The sequence below is a fragment of the Desulfosporosinus meridiei DSM 13257 genome, assembly GCF_000231385.2.
Classification (GTDB): Bacteria; Bacillota; Desulfitobacteriia; order Desulfitobacteriales; family Desulfitobacteriaceae; genus Desulfosporosinus; species Desulfosporosinus meridiei.
The window spans coordinates 1,323,705-1,343,152 of record NC_018515.1 but is presented as its reverse complement, the minus strand read 5'-3'; the positions used below and the strand labels follow the sequence as shown (position 1 = coordinate 1,343,152).

Sequence of the window (19,448 nt, the reverse complement as noted above, 5' to 3'; positions counted from 1 at the left end):
GATCACCTCAAATTCTATTCCAAAGTGCCTGTGCCAACTCTCTTGAACGAGCACCAATAGCCTCTTCATCAATATCAATGAGCTTTCGATCGAGCATGCGCACACGACCATTGATTATGGTTGTTTCAACAGACCGCCCTGAAACACCGAAAAGGAGATGCCCGCTCCAATTGTTTGAACCCAGAGGAGTCGGTGGTACATAGTCAACAACAATAATATCTGCCCAAGCTCCTGCGGTCAACTCCCCAAACTTTCCGCCGAATAAATCTGAGGCAATCTCAGGGTTATTTCCATAGAGCATTTGCGGCACTTCACCCCAAGCAACGCTGGGATCAGCAGATGCATGTTTGTGCAGGATATTTGCCACTTTTCCGCTCTCGAACATATCACAGGTGTACCCATCTGTCCCCAGTCCTACCTTAACACCTGCACTTAACATTTTCAGAACCGGTGTCACACCCACAGCATTTCCCATGTTGGATTCAGGATTATGCACAACTTGGGTTTGAGTAGTCTTTAAAAGGTCAATTTCGTGATCGTCGATATGTACACAGTGTACAGCAATACTTTTTGGTCCTAAGATCCCAAATTTGTTTAGTCGTTCAACCACCCTCATTCCATATTTAGAGAGACTGTCGTCTAAATCTTCTTTTCCTTCGGCGACATGAACGTGGAATCCTGCTCCTAAACGTTTAGCTTCCTCGCTGCACTTCGTCAAGGTTTCATCGGATAAAGTCAGTGAAGCATGAAGTCCAAACATCCCTGCCACCATAGAGTCCGGCTTGGCCTGACACTCGGCAATAAAGTCGACATTCTCTTTAATTCCCTCTTGAGCAATCTCATCCCCATCTCGATCTGAGACTTCATAACAAAAGGCAGCCCGGACTCCCATTTCTTTAGCTGCTTTAGCTAAAGTTGATAAACTTCCCGTGATAGCCATTGGGCTGGCATGATGATCGATAATTGTGGTTGTCCCCGTCTTAATGCACTCAATCAAGGGAGTTAGGCCGCTATAATAGACGTCATCAATTGTTAACAGTTTATCAAGCTTCCACCAAAGCCCCTCTAAAATATCTCCAAAGCTCTTTGGCGGTTTACTCTTGGAATCCATTCCTCTGGCGAAGGTACTATAGAGATGCATATGAGTATTAATCATACCCGGCATAATTACTTTTCCATGAGCATCAATGAATTCCGCCTCCGGAAAACGTTTTTGTAAATCTGGGGTTGAACCCACCTCAACAATTTTACTATCCTGGATCAGAACCCCGCCGTTTGGAATTACTTGATTACTTTTCCCCAAGGTTAAGACTGTACCATTTGCGACTAGAATCATACGATCTTCATCCTCTCTATTAAAGTTGGTTAGTTAGTGATCATAAATGTTGATAACTACTTATTTAAATAATCCGACATGCTGGTACTCTAAAACCCACTGCTTGGTTTACCATTAGGCCGGATTAAAGATATCGCCTTCATAAAACACATAGAGTGGCAAAGTCCGCACCCTATGCAAGTATTCACATCCACCTGAGGCAGCCCCTCGAAAAAGCTGATTGCTCCATGCCCACCGGAATGACAAGCAGTGTAACAAGCCCCGCAGGCATTACAGGCCTCTTCATTGATTTGGGAAACGACTTGTATCCCTCTCGGAAGTCGAGAGTGCTCAACCAGATAGGGCAATGACTTACCAATCACGTCAGTTAGATTTTGAAAACCCTTTTCCATCATCCAACCTTCTAAGCCCTGTTTTAGTTCTTCAATGATTCCTATGCCAAAACGCAAGACAGCGGTGCACAACTGCAAAGTACTGGCTCCCAGAAGAAGAAATTCAGCACAATCCTGCCAAGTTGTAATTCCTCCGCTGGACGCAATATCTAAATTAACCTTTTGGGCAATCTCAGCTGTGCAGCGTAAGGCAATTGGTTTCAAGGCCGGACCGGAAAGTCCTCCATAGGTTGAAACCCCTGCTATATTGGGATAAGGTATTAAGGTTTCTAAATTGACTCCGGTAATACTTTTAATGGTATTGATTGCACTGACTCCATTAGCACCACTGCGCTCTACCGCTGCAGCCGTGGCAATGATATCGGAATCTGAGGCAGATAATTTGATAACGATGGGAACATCTCCCGCTACTTCTTTAACCCAACCGGCGATTTGTTCAGTTCCTACCGGTTCATCAACTTTAGTACATAGAGTCCATTCTGTACCATGGGGATGCCAGATACTACACTCAATAATATCCGCTCCCGCCTTAACAAAACGCTGGGTTAAGGATTGCCAATCCTCCTTGGTAAAGGCCATGATACTGGGAACGACAACTTTATGGGGAAATTTCTTTTTTAGGACTTTTACATTCTGTTCAACAATATCAACTGAGTGCTCGGAAACAAGATCAATGTTTTGCAGACCGATGAAGGCCTTCTCTCGTTTCAGGCTGGTAACCATGGGGAAAACACGACTTACAATTCGCGAATCAACAGCAACAGTCTTTAAGACGGCCCCAGCCCATCCGGCTTCAAAAGCCTGAATCAAACGATCCACATGATCCGTTGTGGGTGAAGGGGCTAAGATAAAGGGGCTATCATGTTTTATGCCGCAGTACATAACGGATAAATCAACTGTCATTTTCTAAAACCCCTTCAAATGTACGAATTTATCAAGAATCAGGAAAGGGTGAGAGAGGAAACTCTCTCACCCCCCATTACTATTACTCGCGAATTCCAGCGTTAGCTTTAAGTTCTTCTAAATCTCCGGCACCTTTGCTTCCATTAAAGAAAGCATTGAGAATGATAGCTGTGAGAGAACCTAAGGTAATTCCGCTATGCATAATGGTTTGACTCCAAGCAGGGAAGTTCTGAAAGAAGTTCGGAACTAATACTGGAATTAAACCAATTCCAACGCTAATCGCAACAATAAACATGTTATTCGGGTTATTCTCAAAGTCTACTTTAGCAAGAGCTTTTATTCCACTGGCGGCAACGATACCAAACATGGCAATTCCCGCTCCTCCCAGTACTGCGTTAGGGAGAGAGGCAATAATTGTAGCCATTTTAGGGAATAAACCTAAGACAACTAAGATCACACCTGATGTTGCAACAACAAAACGGCTTTTTACCCCTGTTAAGCCTACCAAGCCAACGTTTTGGGCAAAGGCAGTGTAAGGAAAGGCATTAAGAATTCCACCAAGGGCCGTCGCTAAGCCGTCAGCTCTAAGGCCTGCGGTGAGTTCATCCTGACCAATCTTTTTACCAACGATTTCTCCGATTGCCAGGAAATCTCCGGTGGATTCAACCATAACAACCAGCATAACCAGAACCATAGAGATAATCGCGCCAAGATCAAATACCGGGAACCCAAAGTGGAACGGTATTGTAATTCCAAACCATGGAGCATTGGCTACTTCTGAAAAGCTCACCAACCCAAATGGTATGGCAACAATTAGACCAACAATTAAACCTAATAATACGGCGATGTGTGAAACAAAACCCTTGAATAATTTATTGATTAGGAGAATGCTAAGAAGAACAATAGCTGAGATAAAAATAAAGGTCATAGAACCAAAATTCTTATTGCCCAATCCCCCACCGGCCCAGTTGATACCAACGGGCAAGAGCGAAACTCCGATGATGGTAATAATGGTTCCCGTAACAATGGGCGGAAAGAAGCGAATTAGTTTACTAAAGAAGGGAGCAGCTAAAAATGTAAATAGACCGGCAACAATAACAGATCCAAAGATTAGGGGCATACCGCCGCTCTGGGCCATGATCACCATAGGCGTTACGGCTGCAAAGGTTACACCTTGAATAACAGGAATTTTGATTCCGATTTTCCAAATCCCTAAGGTTTGGAGTAAGGTAGCAAGTCCACAAGTGAATAAGTCGGCGTTAATTAAAAAGGCAGTTTCTGCCGGTGTTAACTTTGCTGCTCCGGCGATAATCAAAGGTACAGCAACTGCTCCGGCATACATAGCAAGTACGTGTTGTAATCCATACAAAAAGAGTTTCCCGGCAGGTAACATTTCGTCAACCGGTGCGACACCGTTGTTTGTATTAGCCATTAGTAACTTTCCTCCTTATTTTCAATGCGGTTAAATAAGTAAAACAATAGTCACCTCCTTATGAATGTCGTCCTTGAGATAAGTCCCGCAACTAATTCAAGGGGTTTACTTCGCTCGAACTACCTTGTAAGCCTAACAGCACTTACTAGGTCTAGAGCCAAAGCATAAAATTTTGGGTCAAGGATCCTGGTTAGGACTATTTGTTCCCATGCTTTTGTTTCAGTAGCAATATTCGTGCCAACTCGACAGATTGAACTAAAGGTGCCTAAGACACGACCTTTTTCTACTGAATTCTCAATAAAACTTATCGTTTTGATAACGCCCATTGACAAATTCAGAATTACTTCCTGCCTCATCGGCTTCCAGATCACTCTATGCAGGCAATTATGTAATCCTATCATTTTGATAGGAATGCTACCGTATTGATAATGACAATTCAGCCTAGCAATACGATCATAAAAAATTTAAATTTTGCTACTGAAACGAAGTTGCGACTCTCTCGGGTCTTTGGAGTCTTAGAGAGGCCTCATTTTTTTGAAAATGCGACCTCTCTCAATATGTGCATTAGTTCAAAACTTTATACAGGTGTTCATAGTCTTTATAAATGGTCCAAATAAAAGCTGCAATCTTTTCGTCAATTTTAACATCTGTATTGCCTGATTGATCGAACTTTACCTTAGCTATCTGCTCATCAAACCGAAGCATAAACTCGCCATTCGAGCCGTCATCCAAGAAGTAGAAGCCAACATTAGGACTATCCATAAAATCTTTTTCCGTCCAGAATAAAGTCAATTTAACTTTGTAAGGCTCACTGGAATAGGGACAGAAGGTTCCGCAGTTACCGCAAACGTTACACATGCCGTCTACGTGTAAAATCTGATTCATATTGGTCAAACCCTTACCATTAACCGGAATCATAAGGTTAGCACGGTTCGGACAGACCTCTGCACAGATATTGCAAACTTTGTTGCACTCTAAGCAGCGCTCTGATTCCAGCTTGTGATCAGCAACAGGTTTCATAACGCCTTTCTTTTCGGCAATCTCCAGCAACTGTTTTTCATTATCAAAGGAAATCTGATTCACATACTCCTGCTTGAAGACACGCTGCTCTTTTTCCAGAATTGCTTTAGCTGCTACAGTACCATGCTTAGCAGCACCAACTACCGTCCAAGGACCGACAAGAGCATCCCCACCGAGGTAGACATTTTCCACGTTGGTTTCAAGGGTGTCTTCATTAACGGAGATCTGGCCTTTTTCCCCAATCGCAATACCGTTTTGTTTCAGTAGATCATAATCGATCAGTTCACCAATTGCTGATAACACAGTATCTACCGGTAATTCTTCATAGGAACCCGCTATGGCTACCGGCTTTCTACGCCCGGATGTATCCGCTTGACCAAGCTCCATCTTCTGACATTTGAAGATTCCGCCGCTTAGGGAAACAGGGGCCAGGAGTTCTTTGAAGATTACGCCATCTTCCTCGGCGTAAATTAATTCTTCATGATCAGCCGGCATGTAATCTTTGGTTCTGCGATAAACGATATAGACATTCTCAACGCCCTTGACTCTGAGAGCAGCTCTGGCAGCGTCCATAGCAGAGTTCCCACCGCCAACAACAGCAACGTTCTTCCCTAGTTTTAGAGCATCTTTATCGGCATTAAAAGCTTCCAAGAAAGGAATCGCTCCCATTACTCGATCTTGATCTCCTTCGATATCCAGATTATTGGTTTTACCCGCCCCAATAGCCAGATAAACATACTGAAAACCTTTAGCTTTGTAATCCGCAACCGAAAAGTTAGGATCAATGCCAAACTCGAACTTTACACCCATTCTTTCGATAAGCTTAATATCCTTATCGATTGCTTCTCGGGAAATTCTGAAATCCGGGATTACATATTCAACAGTACCGCCAGCCTTGGCCCGCTTGTCGAATACCGTAACCTCCAGGCCGCCTTTAGCCAGGAAGTAAGCAGCAGCCAGTCCGGATGGGCCCGCTCCTATTACGGCCACTTTAGCCGAAGACTCAGGTTTAAGGGTAGGAAGCTTTTGCATATAGGCATCATAGCCTTTTTCTGCCGCAACTAATTTCTGGCCGCGGATATGAACGGATTCATCATAATCCAACCGAGTACACTTAGTCATACAGTTATGGGTACAAATTGTACCTGTGATGAAGGGGAATGGATTCTTGGAAACAATTACATCAAAAGCTTCCTCATAACGCCCTTCTCCTACCAAACGGAGATATTCCGGAACATCCTGTTCAATCGGACATCCCACGGTACACGGAGCGATAAAGCAATCCAGAACAGGAAGCTTAAGCTCAGTCTTACGATTGATCAGGTCTCCCTTTTCCTTAATATGATTGGCATCAGCAAAAGCACTTTCCGCCAAGGCTTTTAGTTTCTCCATATCAAGTTTGCCGGAAGCTTTTTTACCCATGAGAGGATCTAAGATATCCGCCATTTGTTTAAAGCGCAGATAGGCCCCGGGCTTCAGCAAGGTTGTGGCAACGGTAATCGGCTGAATTCCAGTTTCAAAGATCCGGTCAATATTAAAGGCATCCGCTCCGCCGGAATAAGAGATATTCAGATCCCCGTCAAATTCCGAAGCCAATTTATAGGCCAGATTAATGGTTAAAGGATAAAGGGCTCGACCGGACATATACATTTCTTCCCCGGGCAGCTCAGATCTGCCAATCTTCACCGGCAAGGTGTTAGACATTTTGACGCCAAAGTCTTTTTGATTCTCTTTAGCGAAAACTTTAAGACGCTTCAGCATCTCCACACCATCATTGAACTGAAGATCATGGGTGAAGGACTCTTCTTTAAGCTGAATATACTTATAACCCATTTTGTCGAAGGTATTTCTGACATATTCATATCCTAAAAGTGTCGGATTCATCTTGACGAAGGTGTGCAGTTTCTTTTCACTGATCAGGTATTTAATAATAGCCTCAATCTCTGCCGGAGGACAACCATGCATGGTTGACAAGGTGATAGAGGTACAAATAGTCGGAGAGATTCCCTCAACAAAAGCTTGATCAACAGACTTAAACTGATTAAGACTCTCTAACAGAGAGGCCTTGCACTTCTTAAAGACCTCAGTATTTGAAGCATCCTTAAGCCCTTCAATGAATTCATCAACTTTGGGAGATTGAATACCTTTCAGGTCATAGCCAACGCTCATATTAAACATAAAACGTCGGTCATTTTGCCCAAACAACTCTTTTTGGAGAATATGGAGGGCAAACCAAGCTTTTACGTACTCATCAAAAGCACCCATGATCGGGAGTTCCGTTGACCACTCCGTGTTATAGCACTCATCTTCTGCCAAAATACAAGGCTTAGGAATCTCTAATTCATCCATGATTTGAACTGATTTTAATTCAAAGAAACGACTTCCGCTCAGATAGGAAGCAATAATATTTTGAGCCAGCTGGGTATGGGGACCGGCTGCCGGACCCACGGGAGTGTCCATAGTCTCCCCAAAAAGTCCAATTTGGTTATCGTTTTTCTTTTGGAAAAACTTAACGTCAGAAACCCCAAAGATAGTATGAGATCGTTTGTACTCCTCCAGCATCCAATTCACGAGCTTCGGGAAGGGAATCGGGATCATTTTATCACTCATCATTATTTACCAAGCCTCAATTCTCTTTAATATAATTTAAACCTGCCTAGGAAGCCAAGACTTCCTCGGCAGAAACCTGTTATTCCCCTTTATAATGAGGGCTGTCAACGCAAGTGCAAACATGCCCCTCTAAAGACTTTTCCGCTGCTTTTAAAATGTTCTGATACCCGGTACAACGGCACAAATGTCCCGACAGCTCTCGCTTTAACTCTTCCCGGGTGTAATCTTTTCCACTCTCTTTTAAGGCCGTGGTGGTTAATACCAGTCCGGGAGTACAAAACCCGCACTGTACAGCACCTTCGTCAACGAAGGCTTTTTGCACCTCTGAAAGTTCTCCATTCTTTTCCGCCACACCCTCGATGGTTCGAATCTCCTTGCCATCAGCCCAAACTGCTAAGTAAATGCAAGTATCTGTAGGAACACCATCGATAAGGACGCTGCAGGCACCACATTCTCCTACCCCGCAGCCTTGCTTGGCACCTGTAAAACCTAAATGACTTCTTAAGACATCCAGCAAGGACTCTCGCACATCAACTTCAAAATTATAAGCTTTTCCATTCACGGTAAAGGCAATTCGTTTATACAACTTCCGCACCTCCTGCACTGACAACTGCCGTCTTCAAAGCTCTTTGAGTAAGCTCTTCCACTAAATGTTCCCGATATTCTTTAGAAGCCCGCCATGAAGTTCGCGCCTTTGCCGATTTAACCGCCAGCTTTCCTATCTCCGCCAGGGTATCCGAGGAAATTTTCTTACCCTTGGCATACTCTTCTGCTTCAAGACATCTTAAAGGTGTGGGGCCGGCAACGCCCAGGCCAATTCTGACATCTTCGAAATTTCCGCCTTGCACTTTACAAACAACAGCTACTCCCAGGGTGGCGATGTCCATGGCTTCACGCATGGCAAACTTGATGTAATGCCCAGCAAAACCCTTGTAGTCTTCGGGAGCTATGCGAACCTCTGTGAGAATTTCCCCGGGATTAATGGCAACCTTGCCGGGTCCCAGATAAAACTCCCGGATTGGAACAACCCGTTGTCCATTTTTACTTTCTAATTTCAGCTGAGCGTTGAGAGCGAACAAGGATGAGGCACTGTCAGCAGATGTGGCACCGTTACAAACATTTCCGCCGATGGTCGCAATGTTTCTGATTTGCGGCCCCCCCATAGAGATGGCTGCTTCTGTTAAAATGGGAATTAAATCCTTCAGGATAGGGTTATGAAAAACCATAGAAAAGGTTGCCATAGCACCGATAACAATCGTCCCGTCATCTGCCAAATCAATTTTTTCCAAGGATTTAATCTTACGTAAACTCAGGAGCTCAGCATCTTCCAGTTGCCCTCCGTGCATTTTGATGAGCACGTCAGTACCGCCGGCAATTATTTTCAGATTAGGGTTTTCCGCAAGCAGGGCAGTTGCTTCGCTCACGGTTTCAGCATCGTAGTATCCTTTAATATCGTACATCTCATCACCGCCTTACTAGATTAATCCCTTTTCTTTAAACTTTTCAAAGACACGCTGTGGATTCATAGGTATCCGATTGAAAGCAACCTCAGTGGCATCCAGTACCGCATTACGAATTGCAGGGGCAGGAGAAACAATCGGAGGTTCTCCTAAGGATTTGACGCCAAAGGGTCCGGTAGGATCCTCTTTCTCAACAAAGGCCGCGCCAATATCCGGAGTATCCATGATGGTCGGAAGTTTATAATCCAACAGATTATTATTAAGAGGTTTACCCGTCTTCTCATCAAAGAGCAATTGCTCTGACAATGCATAACCGATGGCCATGCTGACTCCGCCATGAACTTGTCCCTCTGCCAAAAGTGGATTGACAATCTTACCCGAGTCATGGACATTGTAGATTTCTAAGATCTTAATTTTTCCAGTCTTCATATCCACTTCTACTTCGGCAAAAGTAACCCCAAAAGGGATAGCATTAATGCGAGCATTATTGGAGACATCGCTGGTTATGGGCTGAGCATTAACTCTGTCATAATAGGATTGCATCGCAACCACTTCCAGCCCAAGGACCTTTTCTCCCGATTCTTTAAAGACAACGGCTTGCTCCTTAAGGTCTAACAGATGAGCCGGAACATCTGTCATGCTGCTAGCGAAAGCAAGAACTTTCTTTTTCACCTCTAAGGCTGCCTTTTCCACAGCCATCCCGGAGACATAAGTTTGTCTGGAGGCATAAGACCCAGTATCAAAGGGAGTAATATCCGTATCCTGAGTACTTATCACATGTACCATATACATTGGAATTCCCAGGACTTCGGACACCATTTGCGCAAAGACCGTGTCGCTTCCTTGACCAATTTCAGTAGCACCCAGCTGAAGCTGAACCGAACCATCTTGATTCATCACAATTCGAGCACCCGCCAGTTCTAAGGCTACTGGATAGGTTCCTGAAGCATAGCTAAAGCAAGCCATACCCAACCCTCGACGGATATCTCCGGTTTGATTTTTATACAAGGCTTTCTTAGCATCCCACTTGATTAACTCTCTGCCTTTATCGATACACTCACGGATACTGCAGCTTCGAATTGTGTTTTTACTTAATGGGTCGACATGACCTTCCTTGACGACATTTTTCTTCCGAATCTCGATGGGATCCAGGTTAAGCTGTTTGGCAATATCCTCGATGTGAGATTCAAAGGCGAAGAAGATCTGGGGAGTACCATACCCACGCATTGCCCCAGCCACCGGCAGGTTAGTGTACACAGTTATCGGATCATATTTTAAGGCCTTAGTCGGGTAAAGGTAACGGAACTTTCCTCCCCCGCTGCTGGCAATGGAATGTCCGTGGGATGCATAAGCTCCCGTGTTGGAGACGGCGGATATATGAATACCATTGATTTTTCCATCATTATTAATCCCTGTCCGGATTTTAAACTTAAAGGCATGGCGAGTACGTGTATCAATCATCGCCTCTTCACGGGACAGTTCTAATCTTACAGGTCGACCACCGACCGCTAAGCTCATAGCGGCATTTAAGGGCTCAATACAGACATCCTGCTTATTACCGAACCCGCCCCCTACATAAGGCTTGATCACCCGTACCCGCCCCCAGGAGATCCCAAGGGATTGGGCGACAATCCGGCGCACAATATGGGGAATCTGGGTCGAGGTCATGATAACAATTCTTCGATCCGAATCAACATAAGCATGAGATACTTGATTTTCTAAATGACAGTGCTGAACAATGCTCGTCTCATATTCACCTTCAATGACATGATCCGATTCCTGTAAAGCTTCTTCAAGATTTCCTATTTCATATCCATGCGAAGATAGAATGTTCCCCTCGCAATCATCATGAATGAGTGGCGCTCCTTCTTTAAGGGCCGCATCAGTACTTGTCAAAACTTCTAATTCTTCGTATTCCACCTCAATTAATTTCAAAGCCTTCGAGGCGGTCAAATCATCAATGGCAACCACTGCTGCAATATTGTCTCCGACAAACCTAGCTTTCCGAGTTAAAATATTGCGATCCTCTTTATCTCGATGATTTTCCTCAAGAGAATAGGGATGCCCCGCCGTGCCATATTTAAGCTCTGCAACAGTCATGTCATCAGTAGCAATAGCCTCGATTATACCCGGGATTGCTGTAGCATAGCGAATATCCGGCAAATCTTTGTACGTAAGAACAGCCTCGACCCCCGGCAGGGCTTTCGCCTTGCTGACATCGATTGATTTAACAAGGGCATGCGCATAGGGACTGTGCAGAATTTTCCCAACTAACATATTTCGTTCAGAAAAATCATCCGTATATTTGGCCTTGCCCGTCACTTTGGCTACAGCATCGACTCTTCTAACGCTTTTTCCTACAACTGTATAAGCCATTTTGTTTTCCTCCCGTCCCTAACAATTATTGAACCCAATTAATTGAACCCATTAACGTTTAGCATATGTAAAGGTGCAAAATTCATGCCAACTAATCATAATGTCGAATAATGGGCAAACAGCCCGCTTTCCCATTTTTGCACCTAAAACTAAGTTATCACATTGATAGGCCTTACTTATCTCAAAACTCATTCCAGCCTATAGCCACCCTTGTTACCAAATTGATAATAAATTATCAATTTGGTAGGCCCTAATCATTTTGATAAGGCCTACCACTGATTTCTTATTCTATGTTATAACGGGCAAGCTTGCGATAGAGTGTCGCTATCCCAATCCCCAAAGCTTTGGCGGCTTTTTCCTTGCCTTGAACCCCTCCACCAAACATCTGATAACAACGCAGGATAGTCTCCCGCTCAACCTTTTCCAGATTAAATTCATCTTCCAGATTCAAGGCCTGATTGTTCTTAAGCCTTGGCGACAAGTGTTCCTCAGTTAAGGTTGAGTCATTAGCCAAATTCATTGCGTATTCAATGATGTTCTGTAATTCACGAACATTCCCCGGCCAGCTGTATTCTACCAACCTTTGTCGGAATCTATCCGATAAAAATCGAACATTCTTATTAAGCCGCTGGTTAAATCCATTAATAAAATGTTCGCATAAAATCTGGATATCCTCCTTACGTTCCCGCAAAGGTTTTATGTCTATAGGGATTACATTGATCCGATAGTAGAGATCTTCTCGAAACTCTCCCTTAGCCATCATTTCCTCAAGGTTGCGGTGGGTTGCTGCAATAACTCGAACATCGACAGGGATGGGCACTATGCCACCGATCCGCTCGATCTGACGCTCCTGCAGCACTCGAAGAATCTTGGCCTGCAAAAACAAAGGCATATCCCCAATTTCATCGAGAAAAAGCGTACCTTTATTGGCTAATTCAAACTTTCCAATCTTCCCTCCTTTACGAGCACCGGTAAAGGCACCTTCCTCATACCCGAAAAGCTCGCTTTCCAGAAGGGCTTCCGGGATTGCTGTACAGTTAATTGCCATGAACATCCCTTGTTGTCTGGAACTCAGATTATGAATGGAGCGTGCCAGCATTTCCTTGCCGGTTCCGCTTTCCCCCCGAATGAGAACTGTCGACTGGCTGGCTGCCACAACCTTAGCACGTTCCCGAATTTGCTGCACCGTATCACTAACACCTAAAATATCCTCAATAGTGTATCCCGCATCTTGGAGGGAGAGGCGATGAACAATTCGTCCAATTTCATCAAATGGCCGCAGAGTTACACCAATGCTCTTAACTCCACCTTCACTATCAATGGGCAAAGCCCTTAGGATCATTTGCGCCTTATTCTTTTTGGTTTCTAATTGAACTTCTCGTTCAATAACTTCGTCCACATTAGTCCCCACCCTTAGAATGTCAGAGACTATCTGCGGGGAAAATAAGCTCTTCAAATGAGTCCTGGGAGTTAGCAGGTTAGCACTGAACAAGCGTTTGGCAGATTGGTTATAGTGGAGAACATTCCCCTCAAGATCTACAGTTATCAGCCCTTCTTCCAAACAATCGATAATTGAATTAAGATAGTGATTCGCTGAAACCAGCCCTGCTAAAAACTCTTGCTCTTTCAACTTTAGCGCGATGGTTTCCGCCATCTTAGTTAAGAAAATCAGATAGGACTGCTGATTCTCCTGAATGAGTTTAGCTTGAGCCTCTGTGAAGCAGATCAATCCAATCGCCCCGACAGCTTTATCATCGACATTGATGGGAGAGACAACTTCGTACTTCTCAGAGCAATTCCCCCGCGCCTTACACGGGGCACACAAAGGATGTATCCCCGGGGTTTCAATAACAAACTGATGCCCGGTCCGCAAGACTTCCTGGTAGATATACCCTTGCCGATCCATAGATTGACCAACAAGCTTCTGGTATCTGCCCGTCCCGGCAATCCGCATTAATTTATGATCCGCTATCTCGATATCGATTTTCACGACAGTAGCAATAGCTTCCGCAATCTGTTGTGCATAATCTTTAACGGCCATAAGTTCAACCATTAAGCTACCCCCATTAAAAGTATTATTTCTCAGAATGTCAGTTAATATGACTATTAACCCTTAAACTTTAACTTTTAAGCTTTGGCTTATTTAATGTTTAAGGACTTTGCTTTTTGAGTCTTACCTAACTATTCGTTTCAAAATGATAATATCCTTCCTCATAATTATCATTATGATAAATATGAGCTAGATAATCCTATACCACCCAATATAGTAAAACAATACCACGACCAGGAGATTCAACAAGATCAGAAGCGGTGATCCTATTCTGAACTTAGCATGTTTTGTTTTATGATGAAAATACTTCATTCCGGCATATAGCCCCACTCCGCCAAGGGCCGCTCCCATTAAGAGTAAACTTGATTCAGAAATCCTCCAGCGGTTCAGCTTAGCCCGCCGTTTATCTCTCCCCATGGCAATAAAGACGTAACTGTTCCAGAGAACGTAGGCTCCTAAAAAAACTCCCATACTCATCTAATTCTCCTCCAATCTATTTAACCTCCTGATGACCGGTAACACAAAGCCAAGGAAAAGGTGCCAATATGAAAAACTCCTAGCATGTAGGAGTTTTTCAGTCTTTCATATAAGTGTATATTCTAGCATAGATCCTTGGGGGAATTAAAATGCGATTTCCCTATACCGAGTAGACTTCATTTTTTAAAAATTAAATTGACAAACTGCCTATCATCTCATATAATAATCAATGTCACGCGGTCATGGCGGAACTGGCAGACGCGCTAGATTCAGGTTCTAGTGCTCGCAAGGGCATGGAGGTTCAAGTCCTCTTGACCGCACCATAATGAAAATGCTGAAACCCTTGATATTCAAGGGTTTTTTCTTTTATCTCTCGTATTCCACTAAGGTATAAATTGAATATAATCATTCGTCAAAAAGATTTGGGGACAGATTGGGGACGAAATAGATATTCAAAGTTGTCCAGCTAACTCATCAATCGAAACCCCAAGTCCAGCTGCCAACCGAGCAAGCGTATAAATCCGAATTCTAGCCTTATGGCCTGCTTCAATATTACTTAAAAACTTAGGGTTCATTCCTGTTATAGCGGCTAACTGAGCTTGAGATAGCTGTCGCTTTTTCCTCGTTTGGGCTATTTGCTGACCAAGAGTCTTATTATGGCAGAGCAAGTGGATCACTCCTCTCTTAGCTTATTATTGCATATATGCTTGGGGAAAACATGTCATAAGTGGTCGAAAAAATATCAAAGAACTCCCAATGCTTATTAGACAGGATTATATATATTCTAGTGAGTACCATTGTTCTAAATCCTCGGAAAAAAGGAGAACATTTAAGTCCTCTCTCAAAAAAGCAGAAGCCCGGCGCGCTCCCCTACACACCGGGTTTCTGTCCCTAAGAAAAAACTTCCAACTGATCTACTACACTATATGACCATGTCCATAAAAGTGTGACAAAGCGCCGGTTAATCCCCGGCGTCTTTTTTATGCTCTAAACGTCCTCTATGTTGCAGTTAAGTAAATTACAAAGTCGATCAATTATAGATAAAGCCACAACTCGCTTCGAGCTGGCTTTTGCAAAGTAGGCCTTAATATATACTTGATCTTTGGCAAATAAAAGAGCCCCCATCAAAGTGATAGGGAAGCTTGTAACCTTATTGGACGATCTGGCATAGTATGTATTGCTGGCATGGCCATGGTAACGCCTCCTTTCGATATAAGGGGAGAGCTTTGTCGACTCTCCCCTGTTTACATCTTCCACAGGTGTACCACTTACACGTATTCAGTTCATATTTAAGCTCAAAGGGCCCGCAGATCATCGTTAATCTCAGACTGGCAACGGAAAAGGAGCATCCGGTTGCCAGCAAGTTTTTCTTCTGTCACAGTGACTACTTTATTAATTTTAAGTTCTTTGCCATCGAGCTTTAATCTTAAGGGGTGGGGTTTGCCGTTCTCAAACCAAGCCAAGGCTTCGATGGGGGCAGCTAAGATTTTCATCCCCCCCACTTCATAATTACTTATGAATAACTCCCTGGCCTTACTTGTTTTGTCGGTTCTGCAGACCGAATATCTTACTTCTGCCTAGCTAATGTTAAAACCTGAATAAAGCTCCCGAATCTCCGGATGGTCATTAATACTTAGTAAGAACTTCCCATGAATTTTTGAGAGGAATTCTTTTAGCCTGACGTAGTCTTCCTTAGAAAATGGCTTACTCCCTTGGCTCTTGTAGTCAGCTAGGCCGTAATAAGGCGGATCGCAATAGAAAAACGTTGAGCTTCTGTCATAACTGGATATGTTTTTTCGACATTCCTGTTTTCAATAATTGTATTAACCAGCCTATCCCTTACGGATCTTATGTTATCCCTTACCCGCTCAAGAACCATTGGCGGCTTCTTTAAAGGGGTAATCAGAAAGTCTTTCATCAAGGTGGTTACCTGCACTTTGTCCGTTTGCGAACACACGTTAACGAGGCTGAATGTGCTTCAGGAGTTATGGTCCTCCTTATGACCTATATGGTCCTCTGTGTACACTTCACCTGCTGTTACCAGTTTCGGCAGAAAAGCCCGAACAATTCATTCAGGCCTTTGATTATTTGCTTATCTCAAGAGAGATCTTCCAGAAATACAAGACATTAAGTCTCGCTGGCACATCCGATGTTAACCGAGCAGTTAAATTCTATTATCTATTGCACTTTAGCCTTGCCCAAAGGGGATCGGACTAACATTTATAGAATTCATTGATCTCCTCCCCTAATATTGCTCTTTCTTATAAAAGCTAGTAATAAGTGTATATCCGAAAATTATTCCTGAGACCTGAAAGAACAAGTTATTATAGGAAAGGAAACTTGGAAGTCGAATTGGTAACGTAAAAATTAAAACCAAATAAAAAGCAAAAACACCTGATGGAACTCCCATGATAATAAGCCTAATAATATTTACTGACCAATTTCCGTCCTTGCGGAATTCTTTCACTAAGTGTTCTAACCCCAATAATAAGCCTAATAATATATTAATTACACTAGATCCAATAAACCCTGGTATTGGTGTATAATTTCTACCTACCCATACTTTGATCATAAACATCTCCCAAGAAGCAACTGCCAGAGCGCCAAGCAGAACTAATATGTACAAGATATATGTCAGTATCTTAGAAGTACTCACGACCGATCACTCCCCCTCTCACGCTTCTATATTTTTCGGCATGATCTTTTCACAATCCATTATATACCATAACTCAAGGAAAATAGCATTATAACAAAAAAAGACTTGAGTTTTCTCAAGCCTTACTTTATTTGGTTTCCGAGCGGTCAATTATCATACTCAGCTAAAAAACTCCTCGACAACTCTCGTGAGATCATGCTCGTTAGGCTGCCTCAATTTCATCCTTATCATCATAGCATTAATCGGCAGCGACATGAATTGTTTCAACCTGCAAGGTCTCTTTGCTTTTTTAGGCCATAGATGTAAGGCTGTTCTAATCTTGCGCTTAAATATGTTTCTTCAATACTTCTAAGGGATAGAAGGTTCCTCGCCATTTGATACCGCCTCGGTTAATAATCTTCACCATTGAGTTTAGCATTGCTCCAAGAAACAACAACGCAGATAAAGGATGAAGTAAAAAATAACCACGGGAAATATCCATGAGCTTTGATAAGTGATTATAAGCGACAAACAAACTGAGGACAGATATCCCACATAGAATCCTAGCCGATAGTGGGCCAAAGAACAGACCAGCAAAAGGATAAACATTAGTAAGCAAGCTATAGATACATAAACCTATTACGGCTGATACCCTATAGTTCATAGATGAAAATTGGTTCTTTTCAAAGCCCCTAAGAATATCAAAAAGGCTCTCATACCACTTCACCATGATAAAACCTTTGCCAGAACATGCTAAACCTTGTTTATATCCCTTCTCAACAATTTGCTTCCCAAACGACATGTCATCAAGAGGATGTAAAGCTATTGCTTCATACCCGCCAATTTCCTGATATACTGATGTTTTTACTAAGTTAAATGCACCCAATCCCGCCTTATGGGTAACCATTGCTATACTAAAAAATGTTAACCCAAAATATGCTAAAAAAGCGCGGTAGAAAACACCTCCGTAAAAAACATCTGGAACGATTGTTAGGTGGTCTAGCGAATGTTCTAATGCATAACTAACCGTTTTTTTCAAACTTCTCGGTGAAAACATTACATCTGCATCGGTAAGAAGCAACCACTCTCCTGTCGCATGTTTCACGCCTTGGTCGATAGCATGGTTTTTGCCTAACCAATTTGAAGGCAAATCGTAAATAGTTACCACCTTGAGTTGCGGGAATTGAATTAGAAGCTTCTCTAAAATTGCCCCAGTGTTATCGGTTGAGCGGTCATTCACAATAACTATCTCTAAATTTTGGTAATCTTGAGTGATTAACTGTCTAACCGTCTGTTCAATACATTCCTCTTCATTGCAGGCTGGAACTATCACCGATAATTTAGAATAAATTGCTTCATCATTCAAACAATCAGTTACCTCGAAAAGACGTATCGTTTTCATATATCTGAGCCATAACACAACGGAGATTAGCCCGTATAATGCCAAAACCGAAGCAATTGTCAAAAGAAGAACATTCATATCTTTTTCTCCCTCGATTAGAATCTAGTAAAACTCGTTCACTATATCCGTTTCTTCAATACTTCTAAGGGATAGAAGGTTCCTCGCCATTCCGTACCACCACGGCTTAGAGTCTTAACAACAGAGTTTATTCCTGCTCCAATACAAAGTAAAGCTGATATGGGGTGAATTAAAAAATAACCAGGTGAGATATCGATGAGGTTGGACAAGTAATTATAGATTGCAAACAAACTAAGGAGAGTAATACCGCACAAGGCTCTTGCCCAAATTGGCCCTAAAAATAAACCCGCGAATGGGTACACTCCTACTATTAGTGCATATAACCATAAGAGCAATATCCCGAATACACTATATTTTGCAACTGCGAACTGATTCTTTTCAAGGCCTTTGAACATAGCAAATAGGTTATCATACCATTTTACAGTAATAAACCCTTTGCCCGACACACCGTAACCCTGTTTGTACCCCTTATCTACCACTGAGGTTCCTAAGGACATATCATCAATTACCTGCATGGGTATTGCTTCGTATCCACCAATTGCTTGGTAGACAGATTTTTTCACTAAGTTAAATGCACCTACTCCAACCTTGTTAGTAATCATTGCAACTGAGATAAACGCAAGGCTAAAGTAGGCTAGAAAAGCACGGTGGAGAACACTTCCATAGTATAAATCAGGCGCAATTGCTAGGTGGTCAAGGTTTTTTTCCATCGCATACCTAATGGTTACCTTTAAGCTGCTAGAGGAGAACATGACATCAGCATCTGTAAAGAGCAGCCACTCGCCTGTCGCTTCTTTCTCCCCCCGATAAACAGCATGATTTTTACCTAACCAGTTCGGAGGCAAGTCAGAAATAGTGACAACTTTTAGCTGTGGATACTCAACTTTCAACTTCTCTAGAAGCAGCGCAGTGTTATCAGTTGATCGGTCATTCACCACAATTACCTCTAAATGAGGATAATCTTGATTCATTAACCGTCGAACTGCTTCTTCAATAGATTTTCCCTCATTACAGGCTGGAATTATTACAGATAAAGATGGATATATTGTCCCATCATTTGAACTAATAATTTCACGAAATACCGGCATCTTTTTCAAATATCTGAGTAAAAGCACGGCTGTACTTACTCCCAAAAAGACAGAAATTAAGGACAATACCCAAAAAAGAACATTCATAGTCTTACTCCTCCCTTCTATTTAGCCTCTATCTCTGAACGAGACAGAGGAAACACTCCTGAGGATAATACCTAGCTCAATTTGCACTCTTTTGATGTATTT

General features: G+C 42.8%; 16 protein-coding genes and 1 tRNA gene. 1 reads left to right on the top strand and 16 read right to left on the bottom strand.

What is annotated here, in order from left to right:
• Positions 1–7: 7 nt before the first annotated feature.
• The 10 genes from ssnA to DESMER_RS06185 all read right to left on the bottom strand — a co-directional run bounded on the left by ssnA (position 8) and on the right by DESMER_RS06185 (position 14,056).
• Positions 8–1,336, bottom strand: a complete 1,329-nt coding sequence (ssnA, locus tag DESMER_RS06230; RefSeq protein ID WP_014902221.1) for a putative aminohydrolase SsnA — start codon at positions 1,334–1,336, stop codon at positions 8–10.
• Positions 1,337–1,425: 89 nt separating this feature from the next.
• Positions 1,426–2,631, bottom strand: coding sequence for an NAD-dependent dihydropyrimidine dehydrogenase subunit PreA (preA, locus tag DESMER_RS06225; RefSeq protein ID WP_014902220.1), 1,206 nt, complete (start codon positions 2,629–2,631; stop codon positions 1,426–1,428).
• 82 nt (positions 2,632–2,713) lie between these two features.
• Positions 2,714–4,063 (bottom strand): nucleobase:cation symporter-2 family protein, encoded by a 1,350-nt coding sequence (locus tag DESMER_RS06220; protein ID WP_014902219.1) that lies wholly within the window; start codon positions 4,061–4,063, stop codon positions 2,714–2,716.
• Between the two features lie 564 nt (positions 4,064–4,627).
• Positions 4,628–7,696, bottom strand: coding sequence for a putative selenate reductase subunit YgfK (ygfK, locus tag DESMER_RS06210; protein WP_014902217.1), 3,069 nt, complete (start codon positions 7,694–7,696; stop codon positions 4,628–4,630).
• Positions 7,697–7,772: 76 nt separating this feature from the next.
• Positions 7,773–8,279 (bottom strand): xanthine dehydrogenase subunit XdhC, encoded by a 507-nt coding sequence (xdhC, locus tag DESMER_RS06205; RefSeq protein WP_014902216.1) that lies wholly within the window; start codon positions 8,277–8,279, stop codon positions 7,773–7,775.
• The gene (gene xdhB / locus DESMER_RS06200) at positions 8,272–9,153 is read right to left on the bottom strand and encodes a xanthine dehydrogenase FAD-binding subunit XdhB (protein ID WP_014902215.1); all 882 of its coding nucleotides are present in this window, start codon (positions 9,151–9,153) and stop codon (positions 8,272–8,274) included. Before xdhB ends, xdhC begins: the two co-directional genes overlap by 8 nt.
• A gap of 15 nt (positions 9,154–9,168) precedes the next feature.
• On the bottom strand, positions 9,169–11,529 hold the full coding sequence (gene xdhA, locus DESMER_RS06195; protein ID WP_014902214.1) for a xanthine dehydrogenase molybdenum-binding subunit XdhA: 2,361 nt from the start codon (positions 11,527–11,529) through the stop codon (positions 9,169–9,171).
• Positions 11,530–11,580: 51 nt separating this feature from the next.
• A complete protein-coding gene (locus tag DESMER_RS23725; RefSeq protein ID WP_014902213.1) occupies positions 11,581–11,721 on the bottom strand; it encodes a hypothetical protein in 141 nt (46 codons plus the stop codon).
• Positions 11,722–11,812: 91 nt separating this feature from the next.
• On the bottom strand, positions 11,813–13,582 hold the full coding sequence (locus DESMER_RS06190) for a sigma-54 interaction domain-containing protein (RefSeq protein WP_014902212.1): 1,770 nt from the start codon (positions 13,580–13,582) through the stop codon (positions 11,813–11,815).
• A gap of 186 nt (positions 13,583–13,768) precedes the next feature.
• Positions 13,769–14,056, bottom strand: coding sequence for a DUF1294 domain-containing protein (locus DESMER_RS06185; protein ID WP_014902211.1), 288 nt, complete (start codon positions 14,054–14,056; stop codon positions 13,769–13,771).
• A gap of 236 nt (positions 14,057–14,292) precedes the next feature.
• Between DESMER_RS06185 and DESMER_RS06180 the strand changes: the two genes are divergently transcribed.
• Positions 14,293–14,379 (top strand) — tRNA-Leu (locus DESMER_RS06180).
• 129 nt (positions 14,380–14,508) lie between these two features.
• Here the strand turns inward: DESMER_RS06180 and DESMER_RS06175 are convergent.
• The 6 genes from DESMER_RS06175 to DESMER_RS06150 all read right to left on the bottom strand — a co-directional run bounded on the left by DESMER_RS06175 (position 14,509) and on the right by DESMER_RS06150 (position 19,346).
• Positions 14,509–14,724 carry a helix-turn-helix domain-containing protein gene (locus tag DESMER_RS06175; RefSeq protein WP_014902210.1) on the bottom strand — a complete coding sequence of 72 codons (216 nt, stop codon included), beginning with the start codon at positions 14,722–14,724 and terminating at the stop codon, positions 14,509–14,511.
• Positions 14,725–15,351: 627 nt separating this feature from the next.
• Positions 15,352–15,549 (bottom strand): hypothetical protein, encoded by a 198-nt coding sequence (locus tag DESMER_RS24110; RefSeq protein WP_242831054.1) that lies wholly within the window; start codon positions 15,547–15,549, stop codon positions 15,352–15,354.
• Positions 15,550–15,633: 84 nt separating this feature from the next.
• Positions 15,634–15,846: a DNA adenine methylase gene (locus DESMER_RS24300; RefSeq protein ID WP_242831097.1), complete on the bottom strand. Its 213-nt coding sequence runs from the start codon at positions 15,844–15,846 to the stop codon at positions 15,634–15,636.
• A gap of 455 nt (positions 15,847–16,301) precedes the next feature.
• The gene (locus DESMER_RS06160) at positions 16,302–16,712 is read right to left on the bottom strand and encodes a hypothetical protein (protein ID WP_014902209.1); all 411 of its coding nucleotides are present in this window, start codon (positions 16,710–16,712) and stop codon (positions 16,302–16,304) included.
• A gap of 325 nt (positions 16,713–17,037) precedes the next feature.
• The gene (locus DESMER_RS06155; protein ID WP_014902207.1) at positions 17,038–18,171 is read right to left on the bottom strand and encodes a glycosyltransferase family 2 protein; all 1,134 of its coding nucleotides are present in this window, start codon (positions 18,169–18,171) and stop codon (positions 17,038–17,040) included.
• 41 nt (positions 18,172–18,212) lie between these two features.
• Complete coding sequence (locus DESMER_RS06150) at positions 18,213–19,346, bottom strand: glycosyltransferase family 2 protein (RefSeq protein WP_014902206.1); 1,134 nt, start codon at positions 19,344–19,346, stop codon at positions 18,213–18,215.
• Between the last annotated feature and the right edge of the window lie 102 nt (positions 19,347–19,448).

What these genes read in the sequence shown, in the direction of transcription:
- DESMER_RS24110 (WP_242831054.1), bottom strand. Translation starts at nt 15,549, where the DNA reads ATGAAAATCTTAGCTGCCCCCATCGAAGCCTTGGCTTGGTTTGAGAAC.
- ygfK (WP_014902217.1), bottom strand. Translation starts at nt 7,696, where the DNA reads ATGATGAGTGATAAAATGATCCCGATTCCCTTCCCGAAGCTCGTGAAT.
- xdhB (WP_014902215.1), bottom strand. Translation starts at nt 9,153, where the DNA reads ATGTACGATATTAAAGGATACTACGATGCTGAAACCGTGAGCGAAGCA.
- ssnA (WP_014902221.1), bottom strand. Translation starts at nt 1,336, where the DNA reads ATGATTCTAGTCGCAAATGGTACAGTCTTAACCTTGGGGAAAAGTAAT.
- DESMER_RS06185 (WP_014902211.1), bottom strand. Translation starts at nt 14,056, where the DNA reads ATGAGTATGGGAGTTTTTTTAGGAGCCTACGTTCTCTGGAACAGTTAC.
- DESMER_RS23725 (WP_014902213.1), bottom strand. Translation starts at nt 11,721, where the DNA reads ATGAGTTTTGAGATAAGTAAGGCCTATCAATGTGATAACTTAGTTTTA.
- DESMER_RS06220 (WP_014902219.1), bottom strand. Translation starts at nt 4,063, where the DNA reads ATGGCTAATACAAACAACGGTGTCGCACCGGTTGACGAAATGTTACCT.
- preA (WP_014902220.1), bottom strand. Translation starts at nt 2,631, where the DNA reads ATGACAGTTGATTTATCCGTTATGTACTGCGGCATAAAACATGATAGC.
- DESMER_RS06190 (WP_014902212.1), bottom strand. Translation starts at nt 13,582, where the DNA reads ATGGTTGAACTTATGGCCGTTAAAGATTATGCACAACAGATTGCGGAA.
- DESMER_RS06155 (WP_014902207.1), bottom strand. Translation starts at nt 18,171, where the DNA reads ATGAATGTTCTTCTTTTGACAATTGCTTCGGTTTTGGCATTATACGGG.
- DESMER_RS06150 (WP_014902206.1), bottom strand. Translation starts at nt 19,346, where the DNA reads ATGAATGTTCTTTTTTGGGTATTGTCCTTAATTTCTGTCTTTTTGGGA.
- xdhA (WP_014902214.1), bottom strand. Translation starts at nt 11,529, where the DNA reads ATGGCTTATACAGTTGTAGGAAAAAGCGTTAGAAGAGTCGATGCTGTA.